The sequence below is a fragment of the Peribacillus sp. YIM B13482 genome (assembly GCF_042787975.1).
GTDB classification, from domain to species: Bacteria; Bacillota; Bacilli; order Bacillales; family DSM-1321; genus Peribacillus; species Peribacillus simplex_A.
Genome location: NZ_JBHZPF010000006.1, coordinates 55,804 through 81,041 on the forward strand (window position 1 = coordinate 55,804; position 25,238 = coordinate 81,041).

Annotated in this window: 26 protein-coding genes; 1 reads left to right on the plus strand and 25 read right to left on the minus strand. The window is 42.8% G+C overall.

Annotated features, from left to right (window positions below; all coding sequences use genetic code 11):
* Positions 1-49: 49 nt before the first annotated feature.
* From fabG to ACFX4L_RS05475, 9 genes are all read right to left on the minus strand, one after another.
* Positions 50-793: a 3-oxoacyl-[acyl-carrier-protein] reductase gene (fabG, locus tag ACFX4L_RS05435; RefSeq protein WP_284471299.1), complete on the minus strand. Its 744-nt coding sequence runs from the start codon at positions 791-793 to the stop codon at positions 50-52.
* A complete protein-coding gene (fabD, locus tag ACFX4L_RS05440) occupies positions 790-1,737 on the minus strand; it encodes an ACP S-malonyltransferase (RefSeq protein WP_089362438.1) in 948 nt (315 codons plus the stop codon). Before fabD ends, fabG begins: the two co-directional genes overlap by 4 nt.
* Positions 1,738-1,761: 24 nt before the next feature.
* Positions 1,762-2,751 carry a phosphate acyltransferase PlsX gene (gene plsX / locus ACFX4L_RS05445; protein ID WP_061462377.1) on the minus strand — a complete coding sequence of 330 codons (990 nt, stop codon included), beginning with the start codon at positions 2,749-2,751 and terminating at the stop codon, positions 1,762-1,764.
* Positions 2,752-2,775: 24 nt separating this feature from the next.
* Positions 2,776-3,333, minus strand: coding sequence for a transcription factor FapR (gene fapR, locus ACFX4L_RS05450; RefSeq protein ID WP_089362437.1), 558 nt, complete (start codon positions 3,331-3,333; stop codon positions 2,776-2,778).
* Between the two features lie 118 nt (positions 3,334-3,451).
* Positions 3,452-5,503, minus strand: coding sequence for an ATP-dependent DNA helicase RecG (recG, locus tag ACFX4L_RS05455; RefSeq protein WP_377383056.1), 2,052 nt, complete (start codon positions 5,501-5,503; stop codon positions 3,452-3,454).
* Complete coding sequence (gene sdaAA / locus ACFX4L_RS05460; protein WP_061462374.1) at positions 5,500-6,384, minus strand: L-serine ammonia-lyase, iron-sulfur-dependent, subunit alpha; 885 nt, start codon at positions 6,382-6,384, stop codon at positions 5,500-5,502. The genes recG and sdaAA overlap by 4 nt, the downstream gene beginning before the upstream one ends.
* 37 nt (positions 6,385-6,421) lie before the next feature.
* Positions 6,422-7,084: an L-serine ammonia-lyase, iron-sulfur-dependent subunit beta gene (sdaAB, locus tag ACFX4L_RS05465; RefSeq protein ID WP_061462373.1), complete on the minus strand. Its 663-nt coding sequence runs from the start codon at positions 7,082-7,084 to the stop codon at positions 6,422-6,424.
* Between the two features lie 224 nt (positions 7,085-7,308).
* Positions 7,309-8,979: a DAK2 domain-containing protein gene (locus ACFX4L_RS05470; protein ID WP_284471301.1), complete on the minus strand. Its 1,671-nt coding sequence runs from the start codon at positions 8,977-8,979 to the stop codon at positions 7,309-7,311.
* Between the two features lie 19 nt (positions 8,980-8,998).
* Positions 8,999-9,361, minus strand: a complete 363-nt coding sequence (locus ACFX4L_RS05475) for an Asp23/Gls24 family envelope stress response protein (protein ID WP_061462371.1) — start codon at positions 9,359-9,361, stop codon at positions 8,999-9,001.
* A 253-nt stretch (positions 9,362-9,614) separates the two neighbouring features.
* Between ACFX4L_RS05475 and rpmB the strand changes: the two genes are divergently transcribed.
* Positions 9,615-9,803 (plus strand): 50S ribosomal protein L28, encoded by a 189-nt coding sequence (gene rpmB / locus ACFX4L_RS05480; protein WP_034313767.1) that lies wholly within the window; start codon positions 9,615-9,617, stop codon positions 9,801-9,803.
* 205 nt (positions 9,804-10,008) lie between these two features.
* On the opposite strand, the gene spoVM is transcribed toward rpmB, so the two are convergent.
* The 16 genes from spoVM to ACFX4L_RS05560 form a co-directional block, all read right to left on the minus strand.
* Positions 10,009-10,089 (minus strand): stage V sporulation protein SpoVM, encoded by an 81-nt coding sequence (gene spoVM / locus ACFX4L_RS05485; RefSeq protein ID WP_034313769.1) that lies wholly within the window; start codon positions 10,087-10,089, stop codon positions 10,009-10,011.
* A gap of 123 nt (positions 10,090-10,212) precedes the next feature.
* Positions 10,213-10,866: a thiamine diphosphokinase gene (locus ACFX4L_RS05490; RefSeq protein WP_089362432.1), complete on the minus strand. Its 654-nt coding sequence runs from the start codon at positions 10,864-10,866 to the stop codon at positions 10,213-10,215.
* Between the two features lie 102 nt (positions 10,867-10,968).
* Positions 10,969-11,616 carry a ribulose-phosphate 3-epimerase gene (rpe, locus tag ACFX4L_RS05495; RefSeq protein ID WP_377383054.1) on the minus strand — a complete coding sequence of 216 codons (648 nt, stop codon included), beginning with the start codon at positions 11,614-11,616 and terminating at the stop codon, positions 10,969-10,971.
* A gap of 1 nt (position 11,617) precedes the next feature.
* The gene (rsgA, locus tag ACFX4L_RS05500; RefSeq protein ID WP_377383053.1) at positions 11,618-12,499 is read right to left on the minus strand and encodes a ribosome small subunit-dependent GTPase A; all 882 of its coding nucleotides are present in this window, start codon (positions 12,497-12,499) and stop codon (positions 11,618-11,620) included.
* Positions 12,500-12,522: 23 nt separating this feature from the next.
* Positions 12,523-14,553, minus strand: a complete 2,031-nt coding sequence (gene pknB / locus ACFX4L_RS05505; RefSeq protein ID WP_089362430.1) for a Stk1 family PASTA domain-containing Ser/Thr kinase — start codon at positions 14,551-14,553, stop codon at positions 12,523-12,525.
* A 5-nt stretch (positions 14,554-14,558) separates the two neighbouring features.
* Positions 14,559-15,308, minus strand: a complete 750-nt coding sequence (locus ACFX4L_RS05510; protein ID WP_061462366.1) for a Stp1/IreP family PP2C-type Ser/Thr phosphatase — start codon at positions 15,306-15,308, stop codon at positions 14,559-14,561.
* Between the two features lie 4 nt (positions 15,309-15,312).
* Positions 15,313-16,407, minus strand: coding sequence for a dual-specificity RNA methyltransferase RlmN (gene rlmN / locus ACFX4L_RS05515; RefSeq protein WP_061462365.1), 1,095 nt, complete (start codon positions 16,405-16,407; stop codon positions 15,313-15,315).
* Entirely contained in the window at positions 16,407-17,759 is a 1,353-nt protein-coding gene (rsmB, locus tag ACFX4L_RS05520; protein ID WP_377383051.1) for a 16S rRNA (cytosine(967)-C(5))-methyltransferase RsmB, read from the minus strand. The genes rlmN and rsmB overlap by 1 nt, the downstream gene beginning before the upstream one ends.
* Positions 17,746-18,705, minus strand: coding sequence for a methionyl-tRNA formyltransferase (gene fmt, locus ACFX4L_RS05525; protein ID WP_377383049.1), 960 nt, complete (start codon positions 18,703-18,705; stop codon positions 17,746-17,748). The genes rsmB and fmt overlap by 14 nt, the downstream gene beginning before the upstream one ends.
* Positions 18,702-19,187: a peptide deformylase gene (gene def, locus ACFX4L_RS05530; protein WP_061462362.1), complete on the minus strand. Its 486-nt coding sequence runs from the start codon at positions 19,185-19,187 to the stop codon at positions 18,702-18,704. Before def ends, fmt begins: the two co-directional genes overlap by 4 nt.
* Positions 19,188-19,282: 95 nt before the next feature.
* Positions 19,283-21,694: a primosomal protein N' gene (priA, locus tag ACFX4L_RS05535; RefSeq protein WP_061462361.1), complete on the minus strand. Its 2,412-nt coding sequence runs from the start codon at positions 21,692-21,694 to the stop codon at positions 19,283-19,285.
* A gap of 6 nt (positions 21,695-21,700) precedes the next feature.
* Positions 21,701-22,909: a bifunctional phosphopantothenoylcysteine decarboxylase/phosphopantothenate--cysteine ligase CoaBC gene (gene coaBC, locus ACFX4L_RS05540; RefSeq protein WP_284471304.1), complete on the minus strand. Its 1,209-nt coding sequence runs from the start codon at positions 22,907-22,909 to the stop codon at positions 21,701-21,703.
* Positions 22,910-23,171: 262 nt separating this feature from the next.
* The gene (gene rpoZ / locus ACFX4L_RS05545) at positions 23,172-23,378 is read right to left on the minus strand and encodes a DNA-directed RNA polymerase subunit omega (RefSeq protein WP_061462359.1); all 207 of its coding nucleotides are present in this window, start codon (positions 23,376-23,378) and stop codon (positions 23,172-23,174) included.
* 3 nt (positions 23,379-23,381) lie between these two features.
* Positions 23,382-23,996, minus strand: a complete 615-nt coding sequence (gene gmk, locus ACFX4L_RS05550) for a guanylate kinase (protein ID WP_061462358.1) — start codon at positions 23,994-23,996, stop codon at positions 23,382-23,384.
* Between the two features lie 10 nt (positions 23,997-24,006).
* Positions 24,007-24,270: an extracellular matrix/biofilm regulator RemA gene (remA, locus tag ACFX4L_RS05555; RefSeq protein WP_034313813.1), complete on the minus strand. Its 264-nt coding sequence runs from the start codon at positions 24,268-24,270 to the stop codon at positions 24,007-24,009.
* Positions 24,271-24,325: 55 nt separating this feature from the next.
* Positions 24,326-25,201 (minus strand): YicC/YloC family endoribonuclease, encoded by an 876-nt coding sequence (locus ACFX4L_RS05560; protein WP_061462357.1) that lies wholly within the window; start codon positions 25,199-25,201, stop codon positions 24,326-24,328.
* Between the last annotated feature and the right edge of the window lie 37 nt (positions 25,202-25,238).

Sequence of the window (25,238 nt, forward strand, 5' to 3'; positions counted from 1 at the left end):
CCTCCCCTCAAAACATTATAAATTAATTTCGGAAAAAATCAAAGAAAACTTACATGACCATGCCGCCATCTACATGAAGAGTTTGTCCAGTCATATATTTGCTTGCCTCAGAAGCGAGGAAAGACGCCACTGCAGCGATATCTTTTGGGTCACCGAACCTTGCAAGCGGAATTTGGTCCAACATGGCTTTTTGGACATCTTCAGGCAATTCCCCAGTCATATCCGTCGAGATGAAACCAGGAGCAATCGCATTTACCGTTATCCCTCTTGAAGCAAGTTCCTTTGCCGTAGTTTTGGTCAGTCCGATCACACCAGCCTTGGCCGCAACATAATTTGCCTGACCTGCATTTCCGCTGACGCCGACGATCGATGCCATATTGATGATCCTGCCGCTACGCTGCTTCATCATTTGTCTTGTGACCGCTTTTGTGCAAAGGAAAACTCCTTTAAGATTCGTATTGATCACTGAATCCCATTCCTCTTCTTTCATTCGCATCAATAGGTTATCTCGTGTGATACCGGCATTATTAACCAAAATATCCACTCTGCCAAACTGTTCGATGACCTCTTTGATCATGCTTGTCACCGAGTCACTATTTGCAACATCGCACTGGATGGCAAATGCTTTACGGCCCAATGCCTTGATTTCTTCCACCACTTCATTCGCTTTCGTTTCACTGCCAGAATAGTTGATGGCAACGTCTGCTCCTTGACGGGCAAGTTCTAATGCAACTTCCCTGCCAATACCTCTTGACGCCCCTGTTACAAGTGCTTTTTTACCTTCGAGGATCATGCTTTTGCCCCCTTCAATGTTTCAATTGTTTTAGTTAGTGTTTCTATATCGGAGACCGAGTGAATTTGAACGGAACGATCGATCTTCTTTATTAATCCACCCAATACTTTCCCAGGGCCTACCTCGATGAACGTATCCACTCCCAATTCAAGTAGGGTTTTCACACTGTCCTCCCAGAGGACCGGTGAATACAGCTGTTCGATTAATTTTTCTTTTATTTCAGCAGGTGCAGTAATGGGCTTAGCCGTTACGTTTGAAATGACAGGAATTTGTGCCTGTTTGAAGCTTACTTCATCAAGGACACCCTGTAACTTTTCTGCCGCTGGTTTCATCAATTCCGAATGGAACGGTCCACTCACTTCAAGAGGAAGAGCCCGTTTAGCCCCATTCTCCTTGGCTTTTGCACTTGCAAGTTTAACCCCTTCTGAAGTTCCAGAAATGACGATTTGGCCTGGACAATTAATATTGGCTAATTGAACGGATTCCCCTGTTGCTGTTATTTCAGAAGTCACTTCAGATAGAGCTTCACGGTCCATTCCCAGTATCGCAGCCATTGAACCTTGACCATTCGGTACCGCAGCTTCCATGAATTCACCGCGCTTACGCACAGTATAAACGGCATCTTCAAAAGAAATTGCACCTGATGCCACTAAAGCCGTATATTCACCTAAACTATGCCCTGCTGTATAATCAGGTTTGATTCCCGCTTCTTCTAACTCCTTGACAAAGGCATAGCTCGTGGTCAATAAAGCTGGCTGTGCATTATAGGTTACCGTTAATTCTTGTTGTGTGCCATTAAAGATCAGTTCGGAAAGTTGAAAATCAAGTTTTTCATCGGCTTTTCGAAAAATATGCTGAGCACGCTCGTTTTCCTGAAATAAGCCATGACCCATTCCTATTGACTGTGAACCTTGTCCTGGAAAGACAAAAGCAATTTTACCCATCTGTTACTCCCCTGCCTCTTTGATTTATTTTTGTTTTTCTATTGTCTTTGCAATGGTCGATATGACGTCATTCCCCACCATATCGCGAGTCTGGCGTATCGCATTATAGACCGCGTTCGCATCTGAAGAACCATGCGCCTTTATGACAGGGGCCTTCAAACCGAATAGGCCAGCACCGCCATACTCCGAATAATCCATTTTAATTTTAATGCCCTTTAGTTCCGGTTTGACCATTGCTGCAGCCATCTTACTCTTGAAGTTGCTCATCAAGGCCGTTTTCACCATTTTAAATACACCCATAGCCGTACCTTCAAGTGTCTTCAACACCATATTTCCCGTGAAGCCGTCCGTAACGACAACATCTGCCGGTCCATTTAGAAGGTCCCTGGCCTCTACATTACCTATAAAGGATATCTCCGATGATTGCTGTAGCAATGTAAAAGCCTGCTTAGTCAGTTCATTCCCCTTTTTTTCTTCTGTTCCGATATTCAGGAGTCCGACCCGCGGCTTTTCAATTCCCCGCACTTTTTGAGCATAAACAGATCCCATTATGGCGAATTGCAGCAGATGCTCCGGCTTCGCATCAGAGTTCGCACCTACATCCAGAAATACGAAACCTTTACCATCGATTGTCGGAAGGGTTGGAGCCAATGCGGGGCGTTCAATGCCTTCTATCCTTCCAACAACAAACAAGCCTGCAGCCATTAGCGCACCAGTATTGCCTGAAGAAATGCATGCATCTGCTTCTCCATCAGCCACTTGTTGTGCAGCTAGTACCATCGAGGCACTTTTCTTGCGGCGAACCGCACGAACCGGTTCATCGGTACTTAATATTTTTTCATCAGTATGTACAACCTTTATTCGGCCATGTTTCGTTAAGTATTGATTTATCTCCGCTTCATTGCCCACCAAGGTAATTTCCACATCGGAAAAAGCCTCAACAGCTTTCATCGCTCCTAAAACCTGTGCCTTGGGAGCATTATCGCCACCCATTGCATCTATCGTTATCTTCATTTTCTTTCATCCTTTACTAGAAAGTTAAGAGCGATACATTTCGAACTCGCCTTTAAAAACCAGTTCATTACCAACGTAGCTTCTGACTTCCACCACGGAACGATCGTTGGTGTGGTCCACGTTTTTAACCTTCGCTTTAGCTACCACTCTTTCATTTTCCTTTACAGAACGAGTAAATAAAATGGATGCTTTTGCAGTTAATGCCAGTTCGTCATTAATGACCGCTACAGCCAATGAATTCGCTTGGGCAAAAAGATGATGTCCCCTTGCAATTCCATTCCGCTTAAAGACATGCTCTTTATTTATATCCAAAATCGAAATAGCATTGTCATCTAAATTAAGATCAATTACTTCCCCGATGATTTCATCCAAAGGCAAAGCCCTAATTTCGTCACTGAATTTCTTCTCAGCCACGCTTTTAATACGTTCACGCAGTTCCGGTATCGATAATTCAAGACGATCAAGCCTAATAGTCTGGACGCTCACCGAATATTTTTCAGCCAGCTCCTCATCCGTTACAAAAGGATTCTGTTTAATCGTTTCGATTAATAATTGCTGGCGTTCCTTCTTACTTCTTCGCATCTGAAGGTCACCATCCGTAGTATTATGACTAGGTACTAATAGTAGTATATATATTTTAAAAACAGATTGCAAGATATTGAAGAAATTCTCGCAATCTGCTAATGGATTTTCATTCAGATCAGTCCAGCTTTTCTCCCGTAAATACGCCCGTACCCTCTAAATAGTTCCGTAGCGGTGCATACTCCGGGGAATGCCAAAAGCTTTGTGAGGCTATCAATTTTGAAGCATCCATCCTTGCCACTTCCAAGGTCCTGTAATCATGGACCATGTCGGCTACTTTGAACTCAGGAAGGCCGCTTTGTTTTTTACCGAAGAAATCACCAGGGCCCCGAAGTTCCAAATCTTTCTCGGAAAGAGCAAAACCATCGTTTGTCTCGGTCATGATTTTCATCCGTTCTTTGCCGACTTCCGTTTTCGGGTCAGCCAGGAGGATGCAAAAGGACTGATCACTCCCCCTTCCGACTCTCCCCCGTAACTGATGCAACTGTGAAAGCCCAAAGCGCTCCGCATCATAAATGACCATTACCGTTGCATTAGGAACATTCACCCCAACTTCAACAACCGTTGTGGAGACAAGGATTTGTGCTTCATTGGCACTAAACTGCTGCATCACTTCGTCTTTTTCATCCGTAGGCAGACGTCCATGCATGAGCCCCACTTTATACATGTTCGTAAAGTATTGTGTAAGCATTGCATGAACATCAAGAACATTTTGTAATGAATCAAGTTTCTCCGACTCCTCAATCAAAGGACAGATGACGTAAGCCTGTCTCCCTCGCCTTAGTTCCTTTTCGACGAAAGTTAAAATCCGATCGAGCATTTGGTGTTTCGCCCAATAGGTTTCTATCGCTTTACGCCCTGCCGGCATTTCGTCTATCGTTGAGACGTCCATTTCCCCAAACACTGTAATTGCCAGCGTTCGGGGAATCGGTGTTGCCGTCATGAATAGAACATCTGGATTTGCACCTTTTTCACGAAGGATCCGGCGCTGCTCCACTCCGAAACGATGTTGTTCATCCGTTATGACAAGACCAAGGTTCCGAAAATTCACTTCATCCTGTATCAATGCATGTGTTCCTATCAAAAGATCAAGCTCCCCGGACTCTAGCAATTGCAATAGTTCCTTGCGCTTTTTGCCTTTTACCGAACCAGTCAACAATGCGACCTTTACTCCACTTGGTTCCAACATGGCCCTAAGGGATTGTGTATGTTGCTCAGCCAAGATTTCTGTCGGGACCATAAGTGCACCTTGAAAACCTGCTGTAATCGTCGCCTTCAAGCATATGGCGGCAACCACCGTTTTTCCTGAACCGACATCCCCTTGAAGTAGGCGATTCATCCGATAGGGAGATTTCATGTCGTTCAATATTTCTTCGACGACCCTTTGCTGAGCGTTCGTCAATGGAAAGGGGAGAGTCTCAACGAAGGCCGCCACTTGCCCCACATCAAACTCCTGACCAATCCCTTTTGACTGTTCTCGCTGCACTTTACGAAGCGCCTGCATTTTAAGTTGAAACAATAAAAATTCTTCATATACAAAACGGCGTCGAGCCTTTTTTACATCATTAGCCGAAAGAGGGAAATGCATGGTACGAAGAGCATCGTTACGCGGCATCAGTTTGTATGTCGCCAACAATTGCGGGGGCAGATTTTCTTCTATCATTGCTCCGTACTGAGAAAATGCATTGGAGATAAAGCGGCGTAGCCCTTTAACAGTAATGCTGCCCTTTACTGAATACACAGGTTCGAACTCTTTCTCCCTGCTATGATCACCAACGTGGCATTCCGAGCCTGTAATGGTTTGGCGATGACGATCCCATTTCCCAGTTACAGTAACAGTTTCGCCTATTGCAAGCTTGGGCTTCAGATATGGCTGATTAAAAAAAATGACATTTATTAAATATCTCCCAGTCAATAATTTAATCGTAAGTCTGGATTTTTTCTTCCCAAAGTATCCTAACGTGGGCACCGTATGAACCTTTCCTTCTACAGTAACCCTCTCATCATGCTCGACCGTTTCTAAATCCCTCAATCGATAATCTTCATAGCGATATGGAAGGTGCTCAAGGAGATCCGCGACGGTATGGATCTCCATTTCCTCCAAAGCTGCCGCTGTTTCGCCCCCAATGCCTTTTACTGCTGTTATGGGTTCCTGTAAAGTGGAGTTCACTTCTTATTCAGCGGCAAGCCAAAGATTTTCGCTTCCAACTCCCGTCCAGTCGGTGTAGCCGCTAATCCTCCTTGTGCAGTTTCTCTAAGAGCCGATGGCATCGTTTGCCCAATTTTGTACATCGCATCAATCACTTCATCACACGGTATGCGGCTTGTGATACCCGCTAGCGCCATATCTGCGGCAACCATAGCATTGGCTGCCCCCATGGCATTCCGCTTCACACAAGGCACTTCCACAAGCCCAGCAACAGGATCACATACAAGACCTAGCATGTTCTTTAAGGTTATTGCCATCGCTTCTGCACTTTGTGCCGGTGTCCCTCCTGCCATTTCAACAATTGCTGCCGCTGCCATGCCCGAAGCAGAACCGACCTCCGCCTGACAGCCCCCTGCGGCTCCAGAAATCGAAGCATTATTCGCTACAATAAAACCAAATGCCCCTGCTGTAAAAAGGAACTCAATTTTCTGCTCCCGATTCGGTTTTAATTTATTTTGCAAAGCAAACAGGGTTCCAGGCACAACACCCGCAGATCCAGCAGTGGGCGTCGCACAAATCGTTCCCATCGCTGCGTTCACTTCGTTTGTTGCCACGGCTTTGCTGACCGCATCCAACAGCATCTCACCGGATAAGGAATTTCCGGATTTAATGTAATTCTGAAGAAGGACTGCATCCCCGCCCGTCAGCCCGGAAACGGATCGTACACCTTGGAGTCCCTTTTCAACTGCCTGTTCCATTACATCCAGATTGACTCCCATCTGGTGGATGATTTGTTCACGGCTTTTTCCCGTTACTTCTATTTCTTGTTCTATCATCAGTGTAGATATTTTTTTCTGCTTTGAATCAGCCAATTCTACTAATTCCGCTACATTTCGAAACATGATACCTTCTCCTTCCTAAGTGGAAACGATTGCCCTATCAATCAACAATCCTCGCTACTTGAGTGATATTGGGGAGCGCTGTTATTTCGTTGATGACCTGATCCTCCAAGTTATGATCCACTTCAATGGTCATCAAGGCCATCTTCCCTTTCTCTTTACGGGAGACTTCCATCTGTCCAATATTGATTTGATGCTTGGCTAAAATGTTTGAAACATTGGCAATGGCACCAAATCGATCATCATGAACGACGAGTATGGCAGGATTGTGGCCGGATAGCCTCAATTTAAACCCATTCAGTTCGACAATTTCAATTTTCCCCCCGCCAATCGATATACCGACAAGTTCCAGTTCGCCATCATCATCCCCCACCGTTATTTTTGCTGTATTGGGGTGTTCCGGCACGGCTTCTTCTTCACGAAAAGTGATTTTCATTTTCTTTTTCCGGGCTATTTCCAGCGATTCTTTGATTCTCTCATCAAATGTATCAAAATCAAGTAAGCCTCCTACAATGGCTACATCCGTTCCATGGCCTTTATAGGTTTTAGCAAACGATCCGTAAAAAGAAATATGGGCCCATTTAGGTTCCCGGTCGAATAAATGCCTGGCAACCCTACCGATTCTTGCAGCCCCTGCTGTATGGGAACTAGAGGGACCAATCATAACAGGACCAATTATATCGAACACACTTCTATATTTCATGAATCGCTCCTCCTTTTTTAGAACTGAACCCAAGGGAAACACTGGGAGTTAGTTTAATAATAACGCCAAATTTATTGTAATTCCATTCATGCTGTTCGTAATCCTTCATTTCACAAAAATAAAACTGCATAGCCTAATGACTTATGCAGTTTATTGCCTTTTATTTTTTTCAGGTCCTTCAAACAAAGAGTCGATGAAGTCTCACTTATCTTATGATACTCTTTTTATTCAATTGAAAAAATGAAAGAATATAAAGGTTGTTTCCCATTATGGACTTCAACTTCAACGTCTTCGAAATTCTCATTACAAAACGCAACAAGACCTTCGACATCTTCTGCCGTTGCATCCTCTCCATATAAAATGGTAAGGATTTCGGAATCTTCGTCAATCATATCGGAGAGAAGGTCTTTTGCCGCTTGAGTCATGTCTTTATCCTTGACTTTGATGGTTCCTTCAGCGATTCCCATGAAGTCACCGGTCTCAATTGCAAGGCCGTCAATGCTGGTATCCCTCACAGCATAAGTAATCTGGCCCGTTTTCACATGCGAAAGAGCTTCAATCATCGCTTTTTTATTCTCTTCAGCATCTAGTGAAGGGTTGAAAGCCAACAATGCTGCCATTCCCTGTGGTACCGTTTTCGTTGGTATAACAGTCACATGATCACCAAGTACATCTGCAGCTTGATTGGCCGCCATGATGATATTTTTATTGTTAGGCAAGATGATGACATGATCTGCATATGCCTCTTCAACCGCTTTAACAATATCTTCTGTGCTAGGATTCATCGTTTGCCCGCCTTCGATGACGGACTTAGCGCCGATGCTTTTGAATAACTCGCTTATGCCAGCACCCATAGCTACGGACACTACACCGTACTTCTCTTTGGTTGACGGTTTCGTTTGAAGTGATGTATTCGATTCACCTACTATCGCAGTATGCTGTTCACGCATATTATCGATTTTCAGTTTGATTAAACTACCGTATTGCTGTCCATAATTCAGGCACGTGCCAGGCTGTTCAGAGTGAATATGTACTTTGACAACTTCATCATCAGAGATGACTAATAGGGAATCTCCGAATTCACTTAAATCATTTCGGAATTTTTCTTCATCAAACGATTTATTGGCAAGTTTTTCACTTTCCAATCGGACCATGAATTCCGTGCAGTAACCATACAAGATATCTTCCGTATTCATATGCCCTTGTACGTTCATATGGTGTTCGGCATTGATCATGTCATCCATGCTTGGGCCATTAGCAGAACGGACTGGAAGGGCCTCACCTTTCAGCACAGCAAGGAAGCCTTCATATACAAACACTAACCCTTGCCCGCCGCTGTCTACGACTCCCACTTCTTTTAGGACCGGAAGAAGATCCGGTGTACGTTTTAATGAAGCATTGGCCTCCGTAACGATTTCTTCCATTACCTGAATAAGGTCTTGGTGGTTTGCTGCTGATGAAACCGCTTGCTTTGCTGCATCTTTTGCAACCGTTAAGATGGTTCCTTCAACAGGTTTCATTACTGCCTTATAAGCTGTCTGAACCCCAGCTTCAAAAGCTTGGGCGAATTCTTCACTATTGATTTCCGATTTATGTTCAATCGCTTTAGCAAAACCGCGAAAAAGTTGAGAAAGGATAACACCTGAATTCCCGCGAGCGCCCATTAACAGTCCTCTTGAAAGAGATGTACCCACTTTCCCAATATGTTCCTGGACGTTATTTTGCACTTCCTTCGCTCCGGAAGTCATCGATAAATTCATATTCGTCCCAGTATCTCCATCTGGAACAGGGAAAACATTCAACGCATCAACCATTTGGGCGTTAGCCGCTAAATGGTTGGAACCTTGAATGATCATTTCGGCAAAGCGCTTTCCGTTTAAACTTGTAATTGACACAAAACTTTCCTCCTATTACTTAAGGGTTCGTCACACGAACACCCTGTACAAAAATGTTAACGGAATCAACAGCCAATCCTACAGTTTTGTTCAAAGTGTATTTTACCTTTGATTGCACATTATGAGCAACTTCCGAGATTTTCGTTCCATAACTTACGATAATAAACATATCGATATGAACTTCTTCCTCTTCTTGACGGACTATTACACCCTTAGTAAAGTTTTCTTTTCTTAAAATTTCGGCAATGCCGTCTTTAAATTGTTTTTTGGAAGCCATTCCTATAATTCCGTAGCAATCCACAGCTGCGCCGCCTGCTACAGTAGCGATAACATCATTAGAGATATCAATTTGTCCATATTTCGTTTGTAATTCGATAGACATTTTCTTTTCCCTCCCAAAAAATCAAGTCAACTATAGACATTTTACTATAATGTCAATGGTTTTAAAAGTAAATGTCGTACGGCACTTTATATAATTCAATTTTAAAGTATGTATGTCAAGGTATTTTTCTTGAAAGTAATTAACTGAAGTATTGCATTCTAACGGTAGGTATGATAAATTATTAAAGTATTTTACAAAGACTTAAGACGACTGCGAAAAACTTAAGCTTGTTGTAGTTAGGAGGGAATTTAACATGGCACGTAAATGTGTAATCACTGGAAGAAGAACTCGTTCTGGTAACAGCCGCTCTCACGCAATGAACGCTAGCAAGCGTACATGGGGCGCTAACCTTCAAAAAGTACGTATTTTAGTTGACGGTAAACCTAAACGTGTATACGTTTCTGCAAGAGCTCTTAAATCGGGCAAAGTAGAACGCGTATAATGTTACGGCATCCTCTTAGGATGCCTTTTTACTTGTATTGGCCGGCATTTTAATGGGGATGGTTTTATTTTCGATGATCAGGTCTAGTCTGCATCAAGAAAAGAAGTCATCACCCATTAATAGATGGCCAACCCCTTTCATCATCCCCCAGAAATCCCGAAGAATAACACCTCCCTGAATTTGAGAGGTGTCATGGAGATAAGTATCAGCCTTTTTTAAACGCTCCGAGCATAGCCCTTACCAAACTGCCCAGAACTTTTGGCAATTTAATCGTATAAAATTTCATCATGCCCCTCCTCTTTGCATCCCACATTAAAAGATGAAGTGGAATTTTTCTATTACAACATAAGCTTTTAAGCGGATATAGGATGATTGAAAATTATATCCGAATCTGCTCTAAGCATGAATTTTAATCACTGCTTCTTATCACCATTAATATGCCTTTCTCAAATGAAACATTCCCAGATTCGGAAATTAGTTCATTGCTGATGCAAAGCGTCGAACCCATTTCCAGGCTTGCATCACTCAGTGGGTATTTGAAGCCTGATAGTGTAATGCCGCTGACTTCCGCCGTTACTGGGAGCAATGACATGTATTTCTTATCTTTCAAAGCAGCGACCTCATATGAGCCCGCTGTTTTCACTGTGAATATATTTTGCTGATCGACTATGTATATATCAATGTCTTCATGAAAAGGGAGGACACTTTCTTTTTGGAGCAGCTGGATATTACCAAGAAAATGATCCATTCTTCCCCCTGTAGCGCCCAGAATGTGAATTTCACTTGGTTTTTGCCCTAGAGCCCATTTAAATGCAATTTCTAAATCCGTTTCATCCTTTTCTGAAGAATATAGATTGATTTGTTCCAGTGTTTGCTCAATCTTCTTATATTCATCTTCCGAAACTGAATCAAAATCCCCAAAACCGTACTTAGGTTCGATACCTTTTTCAAGCAAGGCCCAGACTCCCCTGTCAACCCCGACCCAAAGATCAGTCATCTCCTTATACCACGTCAGATCCGGCCAAAAACATTCCGGACCTCCAGCCATTATACTAATAATCATCGAAATCATCCTTTTCTATGTATATTCATATCCAAGATGCCTTTGTTTAATTGATAAAAAAAGCCGATCACTATCATATGAATATGATAGTGTCGGCTTATATCACTTTCCCCGAATCTTTTGAATCGCTGCGTGTCGATCTTCTTGATTATAGATTGCCGATCCGGCCACCAGGACTGTCGCCCCTTGTTCAATACATAGTTTAGCCGTTTCTTCGTTTACTCCACCATCAATCTCTATTTCCAGATTTTGATTATACATTTCTGCCATCGCCTTCACCTCGGCAATTTTGGGCAGTACGGATGTAATGAACTTTTGCCCGCCAAAACCCGGGTTAACTGTCATCAACAATACCATATCAATATCTTCAATTATAGGTTGGATCAAGGAAGCTGGTGTGGCTGGATTAAGCACCACTCCTGCCTTTACACCAAAAGATTTAATCAATTGGATCGTCCGATGCAAATGGGTGCATGCCTCTAAATGCACAGTTATATAATCGGCTCCTGCTTTCGCAAATGCCTCGATATAACGATCAGGTTGTGCAATCATTAAGTGAACATCAAGCGGAAGTTTCGTCACCGGTCGGATAGCATGGACGATTAACGGACCTATCGTAATATTCGGCACGAAATGTCCATCCATGACATCTATATGGATTAAATCCGCTCCGCCCCTTTCTACATCTAGAATTTCTTCCCCCAATTTTGCAAAGTTAGCTGATAAAATGGATGGTGCGATTTTAACCATTTTAATACCTCGGCTTTCTATCTCTGATTTCCTCTAAGAATTGCATATAATGCTCATATCGATAAAGTGGAATTTCCCCGGAATCCACCGCTCCCTTCACAGCGCACTTCGGTTCTTTATCATGCAGACAAGCCCGAAATTTACAGTCCTCCCCATGCTTATGCATTTCCGGGAAGCAATAGGATAACCGTTCAGCTTCCATTTCCATGAATTCAAGTGAACTGAAACCTGGTGTATCCGCGACAAGCCCAGAGCCAATGTGAATCAATTCAACATGGCGGGTGGTATGCTTCCCACGTCCTAGGTGTGACGAAATATCATCCGTCTTTAAAGCCAATTCAGGATTGATTGCATTCAGCAAAGAAGATTTCCCAACACCGGACTGACCGGCAAATACACTCGTTTTTCCTTCTAAATACGGTACTAGTACTTCAATGCCTCCAGCGGTAACTGAAGATGTCTCCAGTACAGTATAGCCAAGTTTCTGGTAGTCCTTGATATACTGAGACAATTTCTGCTGGTTTTCAGAAGTAACCAAATCAAGTTTGGTCACAACGATAATGGGTTCGATCTCGTTATCTTCAATTAGTACGAGAAATCGATCAAGCAAAGCTGGACTGAAATCAGGTTCTACTGCCGAAAAGACTAGGATGGCTTGGTCTACATTTGATATTTGCGGTCGGATCAATTCATTCTTTCGCGGTTTTATTTCGGTAACGGTCCCATCCGTTTTATTTTCCGCTTGAAAAACAACATAATCACCTACAAGTGGAGTTACCTTATTTTTCCTGAATACTCCCCGTCCCCGGCATTGATAGACCTCTTCTCCATCAAGGACATAATAAAATCCACTTAATGCTTTGATAATTTTTCCTTCGGGCATAACCACACTCCTAATTATTAAATTTATTCTGGATAAGAGACGGCCTGGTCGATGATGACCTGATTATCCCGCATGACTTTATATCCTGCTTTCTTATCCGGGGAAACCGTTAATTCGATCGTTCGCTTGGCATTTTCCACGATAAAGAATGTTTCTTTAGGCTCCGTCATGCTATTGTTGATATCCTCAATGAAAATTTGTATCTTTTGGGCTTTGCCCGGCTCAACCGGATCATACTCGATTTTGATTTCCTCCGTTACCTTCTTAGGAGGAATCTCTTCTTTCCCTTTTGAAAGGACCACTTTCACCGTACTGCCCCTTTCCACCTTCGTACCCGGTTCTGGTGACTGGGAAATGACAAGCCCCTCTGCAACGGAATCATCATAGACTTCTTTTTCCACATCGACCTTTATTCCACTATCACTGGAATAATCATTAAGGCCAGTTTCATTGAACCCTGTTAAGTTCTTCAAGCTCAATAAATCTTCCCCTTTACTGACCGTTAACTCAAGCTCCGTTTCCGATGGTACGATATCAGTGGCACCCGAAGGCCTTTGTTCTATGATTGTACCGGGAGCACTGTCATCATATTTTTCGGTCACGATTATGTTTTTGAATCCCATTTTATCAAGCAATGATTTAATATCTGAGTAATCTCGGCCTTCATAGCTGGACAATGAAATCGTTTCTTTACCAATGCTTTGGTAAATATCGACTTCTGCGCCTGCCTTGACAGTCTTACCTGCCTTAGGGTTGGTTTTGATCACAAGGTCCGCATCAACCTCTTCATCTTCAATCTCAATCGTATCTCCGATGACCAAATCCAATTTAAGCAATTCAGTAATGGCATCATCCAATTCTTTCCCTTTAAGGTCAGGGATTGTCACTTCCTTCGAACCAAAGAGGGAAGGTAAAACAGTGACAGATAAAACAGCAAGTAGGGCAAGTACTAAAAAGGTGGTCACCAAAATGGCAGGCATTTTCTTTCGTTTTTTATCTTTTTGTTCTGACTTCGTTTTTTGTTTTTTCTGTTTCTTCTGTTTCTTTTGTTTCTTCGATTTACTCTCTGCTTCTGATCCACTTTCCCCATCATCCGCATAGACTAAAGTATTTTTTTCCGGACCTCTAATGATAGTCTCATCTATGCTTGAAAGCTGATCGTCCGTAATGACAGGGATGGCTTTGGTCGCATCATGATCTTCAGGAATCGTAAAAGGCAGTTCATTTGAACGTTCAGGATTAAGTGACGTCCGAATGTCATCTTCCATTGAGTCTACGCTCTCATAGCGGTAATATGAATCTTTGGCTGTCGCTTTCAAGATAATATTTTCCACACTCTGAGGTATTTCAGAGTTCCAGCGTTTTGGCGAAGGAGTTTCCGATTGTAAATGTTTAAGAGCTATCGAAACGGCAGATTCACCCGAAAAAGGCAATCTCCCCGTCAGTAATTCAAACATGACGATGCCAAGTGAATAAATGTCCGACTTTTTATTGGCCATTCCGCCTCTAGCCTGTTCTGGAGATAAATAATGAACAGAGCCTAAGACTGCGTTAGTCTGAGTTATATTTGTTGCACTCAGGGCCAATGCAATTCCAAAGTCCGTAATCTTGACGGTTCCTTCTTTATCAATCAAAATGTTCTGTGGCTTGATGTCACGATGGATGATCCCATTATGATGGGCATGAGAAATAGCTGCCGTGATTTGCTTCATGATATCCAAGGCTTTATCAACTGGAATGGGATAATATTTTTGTATGTATTGCTTAAGTGTAAAACCGTCCACGTATTCCATTACAATATAATAGATGGACTCTTCTTCACCGACATCATAAATGCTTACGATATTGGGATGGGCCAAACTGGTTGCCGATTGGGCTTCCCGATTGAAGCGCTTGATGAACTCTTCGTCGTTATTAAAATCCATGCGAAGGATTTTCAATGCAACATCCCTATCTAAAATCATATCCCTTGCAAGGTAAACATTCGCCATACCGCCGCCACCGACCATCTCGATCAGTTTATAACGGCCGTTGATTCTTCTACCAATCAACATTCAATTCACCTGCTTTCACTTTCTTCAGTAAATTGAACAAGCACAAGAGTGATATTATCTTCCCCACCGTAGTGATTGGCCATATCTATTAATGAATTCGCCTTTTCTTCAAGTGGCTGCCCATTGGTTATCGTATCTTCAAGTTCCTGTTCACTCACTTTATTCGTCAAACCATCCGAACAAAGCAATAGTAAATCATTTTCCTCAAAGATGACCGTCGTAATGTCCATTTCCACTTGCAATTCTGTCCCCAAGGCTCGTAATAAAACATTTTTTCGTGGATGGTTCTCGGCATCTTCCTTCGAAATCTGCCCAGAACGGACCAGTTCATTAACAAGTGAATGATCTTCCGTGACCTGCTTAAAACCGCTCTCATTATACAAATAACATCGGCTGTCCCCGATGTTGGCAATGGTAGCAAACTTGTCGGTGCAAATGGCTGCAACAATCGTTGTCCCCATACCCTTACATTCCGTATTTGCTTCGGCATGTTCAAAAAGCAACTGATTGACCAAGACGATTTGCTGTTTCAGCCAATCCTCAGCATCATTTGCCGTTTCGATCCCGCTTGATACTTCCCAGCCTTTTTTCAAAAGGTCTATCGTCATTGCACTCGCTACATCCCCGGCACGGTGGCCGCCCATGCCATCTGCAACGATGGCAAGGCGAACGCCTTCCGAGTTCTTAAAAATTCCGCCATTATCTTCATTATGCTGGCGGACTTTTCCACGGTCTGTTTTAAATATTGCCCTCATAGGGTCACCTCGTCTCTTCTTTGCGCTCCTTGGCCCGAAGCTGGCCGCAGGCTGCGTCAATATCACTGCCTTGTTCCCTTCGGATCGTTACATTAATGCCGCGCTTCTTCAATGTTTTTTCAAACTCAAAAATTTGGTCCCGAGGTGTACGTACATAGTTGCGTTCCGGTACATAGTTAACCGGAATTAAATTGACATGGCATTTTATCCCGCTTATTAAATCTGCCAATTCTTCGGCGTGTTCCACTGTATCATTTTCGCCACCGAATAGACCATATTCAAAACTTACACGGCGCCCTGTTTTTTCTGTATAGTATTTGATGGCTTCAATCAAGTCCGGAAGTTTGTAGGCCTTGTTGATCGGCATCAATTTACTTCTCAATTCCGTGTTCGGTGCATGCAGGGAAACAGCAAAGTTGATTTGCATGCTTTCTTCGGCAAATTTGTAGATTTTTGGAATGATTCCACTTGTGGAAACGGTAATATGACGTGCCCCGATGTTCAAGCCCTTTTCATGATTTATATTCTTCAAGAATGACATCATATTATCGTAGTTATCGAACGGTTCACCGATTCCCATGATTACGACAGAACTAACACGTTCTTCCACTTCGTCAAGTGCTTGCTGAACTTTTACGACTTGGGCAACAATTTCTCCCGATTCAAGATTTCTCTTCAAACCGCCAAGTGTCGAGGCACAGAATGTACAGCCAATTCTACACCCTACCTGTGTTGTCACGCAAATGGAGTTTCCATATTCATGGCGCATCAGCACCGTTTCAATCGAGTATCCATCATGAAGTTCAAATAAAAACTTCATCGTTCCGTCATTGGACGTTTGCTGAATCAAAGTTTTCAATGTAGTGAAGGTGAATTGTGATTCCAGCTTATCTCGTAAAGATTTCGAAAGGTTGGACATATCTTCAAAACTGGAGACACGCTTTTTATAAAGCCAGTCATAAACTTGATCGGCCCGGAATGCCTTCTCGTCATTTTGAATAAGCCATTCTTTAATTTGGTGAAGCTCTAATGAGTAGATCGATGGTTTTTCTGGTGTTGTGTCTTTTTTTACTCTAGATGATTTTGTGATTTCTGCCATTACAGCACCTTCTTTCTAAAACTCGCAATAAAGAATCCGTCACTGCTAAAATATTGCGGAAAAACTTGCAGTGTATGACCCTCGATAAATGGCTGAACGCTTTCAGGCATTCTTGCAGACAGGGTCGCATCGCTTTCAAAATCCGGATGGCTTTCCAAAAATGCTGCAGCGACTTTGTCATTTTCTTCTTTATCCACCGTACAGGTACTATATACTAACCGTCCGCCTTGCTTTACGAGCGGGGCGGCAGCTTCCAATAATTGTTTTTGTATACTTGAGAGTTTCATTATATCATCTTTTGTTTTTGTATACTTTACATCAGGCTTCCGGCGCATGACTCCCAACCCTGAACATGGTGCGTCGATCAGGACCCTGTCAAACCCTTCCTTATTAAAGTGTTCTCGCACTTTTCTGCTATCAAGGGCCATTGTCTTAATATTATTTCTGAGTTTCAGGCGCTCCGCCTGCTCTTTGATGAGTTTGACCTTATGCTCATGAAGGTCAAGAGCATATACTTGACCAGTGGTCAAGCCTTCTGCGATATGTGTCGTTTTCCCTCCAGGTGCAGCACAGCAATCGAGTACAGCATCATTTTCATTTGCACCCAATGCATGGGCTACAAGCATTGAACTTTCGTCCTGAATCGATAAATACCCCAATTTATAGCTTTCTGAATGAGCAAGATTACCTTTATAGCTGACGATGGCTTCGGGAACGACTTCACTTGCTTCAACATCATATCCTTCTTCCGTTAAAATGCTGATTAGTTCGCTGCGTGAAGTCTTCTTTAAATTAGCCCGTCCCGTCTGTAATGGTGCAGTCAAGTTGATTTCACACATTTCCTTGGTTTTTTCATAACCAAATTGCTCTACCCAACGCTTGACCAACCAAATTGGATGACTTACTTCGACTGAAAGCCGTTCCAGATCATCTTTGATATCATCAAAAGATGGAACCCCATTTCTTTGAATATTACGAAGCACGCCATTGACCATTGAAGAAGTCCCTTTATGTCCGCGCTTTTTTGAAATTTCGACAGCTTCAAAAATGATCGCATGATCTGGCACTTTATCCAAATAGACCATTTGGTAAACGGAAAGCCTAAGTAAATTGATGACCCAGCTTTGCGTTTTTTTAGGTTGTTTAATAAACGGGTTCAAATAGTAATCCAAAGTCATCTTCCGCTGTATGGTACCGTAGCTTATCTCTGTAAGCAAACCGCTGTCCACACCGGATAACTGATGCTTTTTAATCAAGTTGTTCAGTAATAGGTTACTGTAGGATTGGTTTTTCTCCACAGATTCCAAAATATCGAGAGCGATTTCACGTACTCCCTTTTTAGTTTGCTTCATTCTGTTCTCCTAACTTCATGCCTGCTTTAATGAACGACCCGGCTCCGCGCAAGTAATCTTTGGCCGGCATTTTTTTCTTTCCTGAAGGCTGCAATTCAGTAACTAGTATTGCCGTCTCGTTGCCTGTCGAGACGATGAAACCATCATTTCGTACTTCAATGACAGTGCCTGGCACGGCACGATTGCCCTCTTCACGTTTCTTTGCCTGCCAAATTTTTAAAGTGGATCCGTCTAAGGTTGTATAGGCAACAGGCCAAGGATTCAGGCCACGCACTTGGTTATAGATTACTTCCCCTGATTTCGACCAGTCAATTTTTTCCTCCGACCGTTTAATGTTAGGCGCAAAAGTCGCTTTATTCTCATCTTGCTTGATCGCCTGTAAACCCCCATTTAAAATTTTTGGCAGAGTCTCTGCAAGTAAATCTGACCCTATCTTGCTTAATTTATCATGCAGTGTGCCGACATTGTCTTCTTCCCCTATGGCAACTTCCGCCTGAGTCAATATATCCCCGGCATCCAATTTCTCCGCCATATACATGATGGTGATCCCAGTCTTATCTTTCCCCTGCAAAATGGAATAATGGATGGGCGCCCCTCCACGTAGTTCAGGAAGCAGGGAGGCGTGTACATTAATACATCCGTACTTAGGAGCATCCAACAATTCATTCGGAAGGATTTGTCCAAAAGCAGCCGTCACCACTAAGTCAGGATTCAATGCAATGATCTTTTCAAGTTCTTCTTGTTCACGGATTTTTTCTGGCTGATAAACAGGAATCCCCTGCTTTTCGGCTTCGACCTTAACTGGCGGCGGCGTTAGCACCTTTTTGCGGCCTACTGGACGATCGGGCTGTGTGACGACAGCAATCACGTCATACCCTTCATCGATGATTCTTTTCAATACCGGCACTGAAAAATCCGGTGTTCCCATAAAGATAATTTTTGTCATTCTTCTTCATACCTTTCTAACTCTTCTTCCGAAATATAACGAGAGACCTTACTCGTGAATAAAACCCCTTGAAGATGATCGATTTCGTGCTGAAGGGCCCTTGCGAGGAAATCTTCCGCTTCTAACTCGAAAAAAGATCCTTTACGGTCTTGTGCCCGCACTTTTACGCGGTATGGGCGAGTAACTTCACCATATAAACTTGGGAAGCTCAAGCATCCTTCAACACCAGTCTGTTCGCCTTCCATTTCCAGCACTTCTGGATTAATCAGTTCGATTACACCTGATCCTTCCTCTATTTCGACGACGGCCACTTGCTTTTTCACGCCAACCTGAGGTGCTGCAAGACCAACGCCATCCGCCTCCACCATCGTTTCGTACATGTTATTTAACATCTTTGCCAACTTTTTATCAAAACTTGTTATTTTATCGCATTTTTGTTGTAAAATTTTTTCAGGAAACATGACAATCGGTAAAATAGCCAAAATTAAAGGTACCCTCCTAGATATGAAAAACAGCACTTCATTATATAAAAACGCAAGCTTTAACAGCTCGCATAAACCATCCATTTCTTAATCAATTACATCATGATCTGTGGATTTAAATCTATTGAAATCTGCAGAAGATTTTGAGCCGTTTCTTTTTGATAATGCTCTAAAAGTGTACGTAAATGCTGATTAAGGTCCGGCTCTCGTTTGTATTTTATCAGACATTGATAACGATATCTATTGTTGATTCGGCTAATGGGCGAAGCAACAGGACCGAGAACGATAGAATCCCGATTCAATCGAGAACCTAAATAATTGGTTATTTTCTCAGTAACACTCACCGTCTTCATTAAGTCTTCATGAGAAACGGTTATAAGGACAACGTAATAATAGGGAGGATAATGACTTTGCCTCCGTAGATGCATCTCCCGTTCATAAAAAGCATCATAATCCTGCAAGGCAGAAAGCTCGATGCTATAGTGCTCAGGTGTATAGGTTTGGATGACCACTTCTCCCGGAAGCTGATGACGTCCCGCCCTTCCGCTGACCTGTGTCAGCAGCTGGAATGTCTTTTCCGAAGAACGGAAATCAGGCAGATGAAGCATAGTATCCGCTGAAAGGACTCCAACAAGCGTGATATTAGGAAAATCAAGGCCCTTGGCAATCATTTGGGTGCCTAGCAATATATCAGCCTTTCCTTCACCAAAGGCATTCAGCAAACGCTCATGTGAACCCTTTTTACTCGTTGTATCGACATCCATTCGTATCACCCGTGCATCAGGGAGAATTTTTGCAAGCTCTTCTTCAACCTTTTGGGTGCCTGTACCGAAGAACCTTATATGTTCACTTTCACATTCAGGGCAAACGGAAGGCATTCCCTCTTCAAACCCACAATAATGGCATTTCATTATATCATTAAAGCGATGATAGGTGAGTGAAATGTCACAATTAGGGCAATTGATGACCAATCCGCAGCTTCGACACATCACAAAGGAAGAATGTCCCCGTTTATTTAGCATCAATACTGTTTGCTCCCCTTTTTCAAGCCGGTCTTTGAGCTTGGTGAAGAGCAGTTCCGAAAACATGGAGCGATTTCCCGTCCTTAGTTCTTCCCTCATATCTACAATATCCACTGCTGGCAATGCATTTTTATTCATCCTTTGACTAAGGGTCAGTAATTTATAGACGTTTTTCTTGGCTCGCGCAAAAGATTCAAGTGTAGGAGTGGCGCTACCTAGAATTACCGGACACTGATAAGATTTCGCTCTTTCAATGGCAACATCCCTAGCATGATACCTTGGCGTTTCTTCTTGCTTATAGCTGGATTCATGCTCTTCATCAATGATGACCAGTCCCAGGTTTTCAAAAGGAGCAAACACGGCTGAACGCGCGCCCACCACAACTTTTACCTCTTTGCGGTGAATTTTCCGCCATTCATCATATTTTTCACCTACGGATAAACCGCTATGCATGACAGCGACCTGCTCTCCAAATCGTTCTTTAAACCTCTTCACCGTCTGTGGCGTCAAGGAGATCTCAGGTACCAGCATGATGGCTTCCTTCCCTTTTTCAATGACAGAGGCAATTGCCTGCAGATACACTTCCGTCTTCCCGCTCCCGGTCACACCATATAAAAGGAAGACATCATGTTCATCATGATTTATTTTCTCATGGATGGGCTTCAAGGCAGCTGCTTGCTCTTCTGTTAAAGTAAAGGGATTGGATTTTTTGAACACCCGATTTTCATAAGGATCACGGTATATTTCCTGATCCATTTCCGCCAAGGCCCCTTTTGACACTAGGGATTTGACGGTACTGCTTGATGTGTTGATCAATTCAAGCAATTCCTTTAACGGAACTGGCTCTTGATGTTCAATAAAGTATTGAAGGAGTTCCTGTTGTTTTTTTGCATGGCTGGAAATGGCTGATGCCATTTCTTTCAGTTCCTTAGAGGAAAGCAGGGATTTAATGACACGGACGGTCTTCTTATTAAGTCGGTTTTTCACATTATACACAAGCTCTAGATTGCCATTTTGTATTTCCTTTTGAAAAAGTGAGGCATTCTCCCCTTCAATCACTTCTTTCCAAGATAATGCATCATTCTTTCCGAAAAGACTTTGAATGAAGGGTGGGAGCTGATTCTTTTTATCTTCAATGACATTGATCACTTTTTCATACTTTGCTTTCATTGCTGCCGGAAGCATGGCCTGTAGGGCTGAAATTTTAAAACACATGGCCTCTTTGGTCAACCAGTCACCCAGCTGAAGCAATTCATCATTAAGGATGGGCTCCAAATCCATTGGTTCTTTTATATATCGTAATTTCGCAAAGTCGCTTTTAGCTTTTAATCCTGTGACGAACCCCTGCACCATTCTTGGACCGAATGGCACAATGACCCGCATTCCGGGCTTGATGACTAGGTTCCACTTTTCAGGTATACGGTAGTCAAATTCTCGATCCGTTTGTTTAGCAGGTACATCCACTATGACCGATGCAATATCCATAAGACATCATTCCTTTTGCATGCGAGATACTTCTGCCAGGATGCTTTTAGCTATATCCGCTTTACTCATTTTTGGAAGTTCTGTAGCACTTCCATTTTTATCGTAAATGGTCACTATGTTCGTATCCGTTCCAAATCCTGCCCCAGCGACGGTAACATTATTGGCAACGATCATGTCTGCATTCTTTTTCACTAATTTCCCTCTTGCGTATTCTTCAACATTGTTCGTTTCAGCCGCAAACCCTACCAAAATCTGATGGGTTTTATTTTCACCAAGTTCCTTAAGGATATCCTTAGTACGTTCAAATTCAATTACATTTTCACCTGGCTGCTTTTTCATCTTTTGAGCATGATAATTCTTCGGTTTATAGTCTGCCACCGCAGCCGTCATGATTACAACGTCACTGGAATCGAACTGACCGAAAACCGCTTCATACATATCTGCTGCCGATTCCACAGGTATTACTCTGGCCTTGGAAGGCGGCGTCAAGTTCACAGGGCCAGTGATCAATGTCACCTCAGCGCCCAATTCAATTGCCTGCTCAGCTAGGGCATATCCCATTTTTCCGCTGGAATGATTCGTCACGTAACGCACCGGATCGATTGCTTCACGAGTCGGCCCTGCCGTTATCAAATATTTCTTTCCTTTAAGAAGCTGAGGCTGTGATTTCCGTTCACCAAAATAATGAATGAGATGTGCCACGATCGTTTCCGGTTCCTCCAATCGTCCTTTTCCTACATAACCGCAAGCCAAATACCCTTCACCTGGTTCAATGAATTGATATCCGAACGTACGAAGTGTCTCCATGTTTTTCTGGACCGCCGGGTGGGCGTACATGTGCACGTTCATTGCCGGCGCCACCCAAACAGGTGCCACTGTTGCCAGAAGTGTGGTCGTGATCATATCATCCGCGATTCCATTGGCTATCTTGCCAATGACATTCGCTGTAGCTGGAGCTACTAGGATAATGTCAGCCCAATCAGCCAAGTCGATGTGGGCAATGACTGAAGAATCCTTCTCATCAAATGTATCTGTGTACACATCATTTCTCGAAAGTGCTTGAAAAGTAAGCGGCGTCACGAACTTTCGTGCCGATGCACTCATGATCACTTTAACATGCGCACCTTCTTGAGTTAATTTACTTGTCAGGGCAGCAGCCTTAAATACAGCAATCCCGCCGGTGACACAAAGAAGTACTTTTTTATCGATAAGCATGCAAATTTCCCCTAACTATACATTCTATTTTTATTAATTATGAACGATAACTGAAGATATTTCATTTGAATTGCGCAATAACTTATGGATTTCCTTAAACATTTCATATCTATGCCTGCTTCATCAATGGCATCGTTATCTTTGAGAAATCAAAACAAACAGGCCTGACACCTTGGCCGCAGGAAGGAAGCAACTTTCCAAATGTAACGCATCCTGTTTGCTTTAGGGTGTCAGGCCCGATGGGTCAAGCTTATTTGTTCTCTTAGTTTTCTTCGTAAGAATTATCGTAAGTCAATTTACCGGTATGAATTTCTTCTAGGGCACGACCTACGGATTTATGGGAAACCGGTTTGGTTATAAGGCAATTATCTTTAATTTGCATTTCCCTTGCACGTTTAGCTGCCACTGATACAAGCGAGTATTTAGAATCGATTTTAAGTAATAGCGAATCAATTGATGGATATAACATAGTTTATTCCGCCTCCAACATTTTTTTATATAAAACAGCAACTCTTTCCCGACGGCAATGCTCAGCAATTACAATTGCATTAATTCTGGCACATGCAGCATCCACATGATCATTTTCAACAACATAATCATAAAGATCCATAAGTTCTATTTCTTCCTTGGCCACTTTCATCCGTCCTTTTATCGCTTCCTCCGTCTCGGTTCCGCGAGTAACGATGCGGCTTTCGAGTTCGGTCAAGCTTGGAGGAGCAAGGAAAATGAAAAGTCCTTCAGGGAATTTCTCCCGGACCTGTTTAGCTCCTTGAACTTCAATTTCCAGAAATACATCTTTTCCGGAATCAATTGTTTCACGGACATAATCCACGGGCGTTCCATAATAATTCCCGACGAACTCTGCATATTCTAGCAATTTGCCTTCTGCGATCAATGCTTCGAATTCCTCGCGTTTTTTGAAGAAATAGTCCACTCCGTCAACTTCCCCATGGCGGGGCAGCCGTGTCGTCATCGAAATTGAATATTCAAATGCCGTTCCAGGCTGAGAAAAAATCGCCTTCCTTACTGTTCCTTTACCAACACCGGATGGACCGGATAAAACGATTAATAAACCTTTTTCTCTCATATTGTTTCAGTTACCCCTCTTCTACGCTGTCATCTCTATCTTGAAGCCGTGCGGCAACCGTTTCCGGTTGAACGGCAGATAAGATAACATGGTCGCTGTCTGTAATTATAACGGCCCTGGTTCTTCTACCATATGTAGCATCTATTAAGGATCCGCGGTCTCGGGCATCTTGGATAATCCTTTTAATCGGAGCAGACTCAGGACTCACGATGGATACGATCCGGTTTGCGGAAACGATATTGCCAAAGCCAATATTAATGAGCTTAATTGACATTTTTGTCCCCCATTCATATTTCTATTGTCACCTTGTTAGGTTCATCATAAACCGACTACTCGATATTTTGAACCTGTTCTTTTAATTTTTCAAGCAGACTTTTCATTTCCACCACATCTTTGGTAATGGCCGAATCATTTGCCTTTGATCCAATCGTATTAACTTCCCTATTCATTTCCTGGACAAGGAAGTCGAGTTTTCTTCCAATTGGTTCACTATGGGTAAGCGTCCTTGAAAATTGCTGTACATGGCTTTCGAGTCTGGTCAGTTCTTCATTTATATCACACTTATCGGCAAAAATGGCCGCTTCTGTCACAATACGGCTATCTTCAATCAATCCTTCTGTCAACTCGGCTAGTTTGATTTCCAACCGGGCTTTATATTTCTCGACGACTGAAGGTGCATAGTTTTTGAGCCCTACAACAATCTCACCAAACTTTTCAAGCTGGTATTTCATGTCCAGGGCAAGTTCCTGACCTTCCAGAGTCCGCATTTTTTTCAGATTTTCCAATGCCCCCATGACAGCCTTCAATAACAAGGCTTCCAAATCGGCAGGAACTGCAGGTACTTCTTCTGTCATGAAAATCGATTCAAGTTGCAGTAAATCCTGTAAGGTAATGGAACTTTCCAGATTGTATTTTCCCTTGGCTTCATCCATCAATCCCACATACTGATCAGCAAGCTCCCAATCGATCTTCACCTTTTTGGCAACCAGGCTCTCACCTTCCACCGTAATGAAGATTTCCACTCGTCCTCTTCTTATGTATTGATTCGCCTTTTTCTTCACCTTTTCTTCCAAAACCAAAAGCTGGCGCGGCATTCGAATCGTATATTCACAAAAACGATGGTTCACCGTCTTAATCTCGACAAAAACCTTGACCTGTTCGTTTTCCGCTTCTTCTCTTCCATAGCCCGTCATACTGGTAACCATGGTTCCACATCCTATCAAGCATAATGTAGTAATTTCG

Excerpts from the sequence above, each read along its gene's own strand:
- coaBC (WP_284471304.1), bottom strand. The coding sequence starts at position 22,909 with ATGCTTATCGATAAAAAAGTACTTCTTTGTGTCACCGGCGGGATTGCT.
- ACFX4L_RS05490 (WP_089362432.1), bottom strand. The coding sequence starts at position 10,866 with ATGATTATTAGTATAATGGCTGGAGGTCCGGAATGTTTTTGGCCGGAT.
- fabG (WP_284471299.1), bottom strand. The coding sequence starts at position 793 with ATGATCCTCGAAGGTAAAAAAGCACTTGTAACAGGGGCGTCAAGAGGT.
- gmk (WP_061462358.1), bottom strand. The coding sequence starts at position 23,996 with ATGAGAGAAAAAGGTTTATTAATCGTTTTATCCGGTCCATCCGGTGTT.
- ACFX4L_RS05475 (WP_061462371.1), bottom strand. The coding sequence starts at position 9,361 with ATGTCTATCGAATTACAAACGAAATATGGACAAATTGATATCTCTAAT.
- priA (WP_061462361.1), bottom strand. The coding sequence starts at position 21,694 with ATGGATATTGCATCGGTCATAGTGGATGTACCTGCTAAACAAACGGAT.
- fabD (WP_089362438.1), bottom strand. The coding sequence starts at position 1,737 with ATGGGTAAAATTGCTTTTGTCTTTCCAGGACAAGGTTCACAGTCAATA.
- rpe (WP_377383054.1), bottom strand. The coding sequence starts at position 11,616 with ATGGTTAAAATCGCACCATCCATTTTATCAGCTAACTTTGCAAAATTG.
- remA (WP_034313813.1), bottom strand. The coding sequence starts at position 24,270 with ATGTCAATTAAGCTCATTAATATTGGCTTTGGCAATATCGTTTCCGCA.
- spoVM (WP_034313769.1), bottom strand. The coding sequence starts at position 10,089 with ATGAAATTTTATACGATTAAATTGCCAAAAGTTCTGGGCAGTTTGGTA.
- sdaAA (WP_061462374.1), bottom strand. The coding sequence starts at position 6,384 with ATGTTTCGAAATGTAGCGGAATTAGTAGAATTGGCTGATTCAAAGCAG.
- rpoZ (WP_061462359.1), bottom strand. The coding sequence starts at position 23,378 with ATGTTATATCCATCAATTGATTCGCTATTACTTAAAATCGATTCTAAA.
- fmt (WP_377383049.1), bottom strand. The coding sequence starts at position 18,705 with ATGACAAAAATTATCTTTATGGGAACACCGGATTTTTCAGTGCCGGTA.
- rsgA (WP_377383053.1), bottom strand. The coding sequence starts at position 12,499 with ATGCCCGAAGGAAAAATTATCAAAGCATTAAGTGGATTTTATTATGTC.
- plsX (WP_061462377.1), bottom strand. The coding sequence starts at position 2,751 with ATGAAGATAACGATAGATGCAATGGGTGGCGATAATGCTCCCAAGGCA.
- ACFX4L_RS05560 (WP_061462357.1), bottom strand. The coding sequence starts at position 25,201 with ATGGTTACCAGTATGACGGGCTATGGAAGAGAAGAAGCGGAAAACGAA.
- pknB (WP_089362430.1), bottom strand. The coding sequence starts at position 14,553 with ATGTTGATTGGTAGAAGAATCAACGGCCGTTATAAACTGATCGAGATG.
- ACFX4L_RS05510 (WP_061462366.1), bottom strand. The coding sequence starts at position 15,308 with ATGAGGGCAATATTTAAAACAGACCGTGGAAAAGTCCGCCAGCATAAT.
- rpmB (WP_034313767.1), top strand. The coding sequence starts at position 9,615 with ATGGCACGTAAATGTGTAATCACTGGAAGAAGAACTCGTTCTGGTAAC.
- sdaAB (WP_061462373.1), bottom strand. The coding sequence starts at position 7,084 with ATGAAATATAGAAGTGTGTTCGATATAATTGGTCCTGTTATGATTGGT.
- fapR (WP_089362437.1), bottom strand. The coding sequence starts at position 3,333 with ATGCGAAGAAGTAAGAAGGAACGCCAGCAATTATTAATCGAAACGATT.
- rlmN (WP_061462365.1), bottom strand. The coding sequence starts at position 16,407 with ATGGCAGAAATCACAAAATCATCTAGAGTAAAAAAAGACACAACACCA.
- rsmB (WP_377383051.1), bottom strand. The coding sequence starts at position 17,759 with ATGAAGCAAACTAAAAAGGGAGTACGTGAAATCGCTCTCGATATTTTG.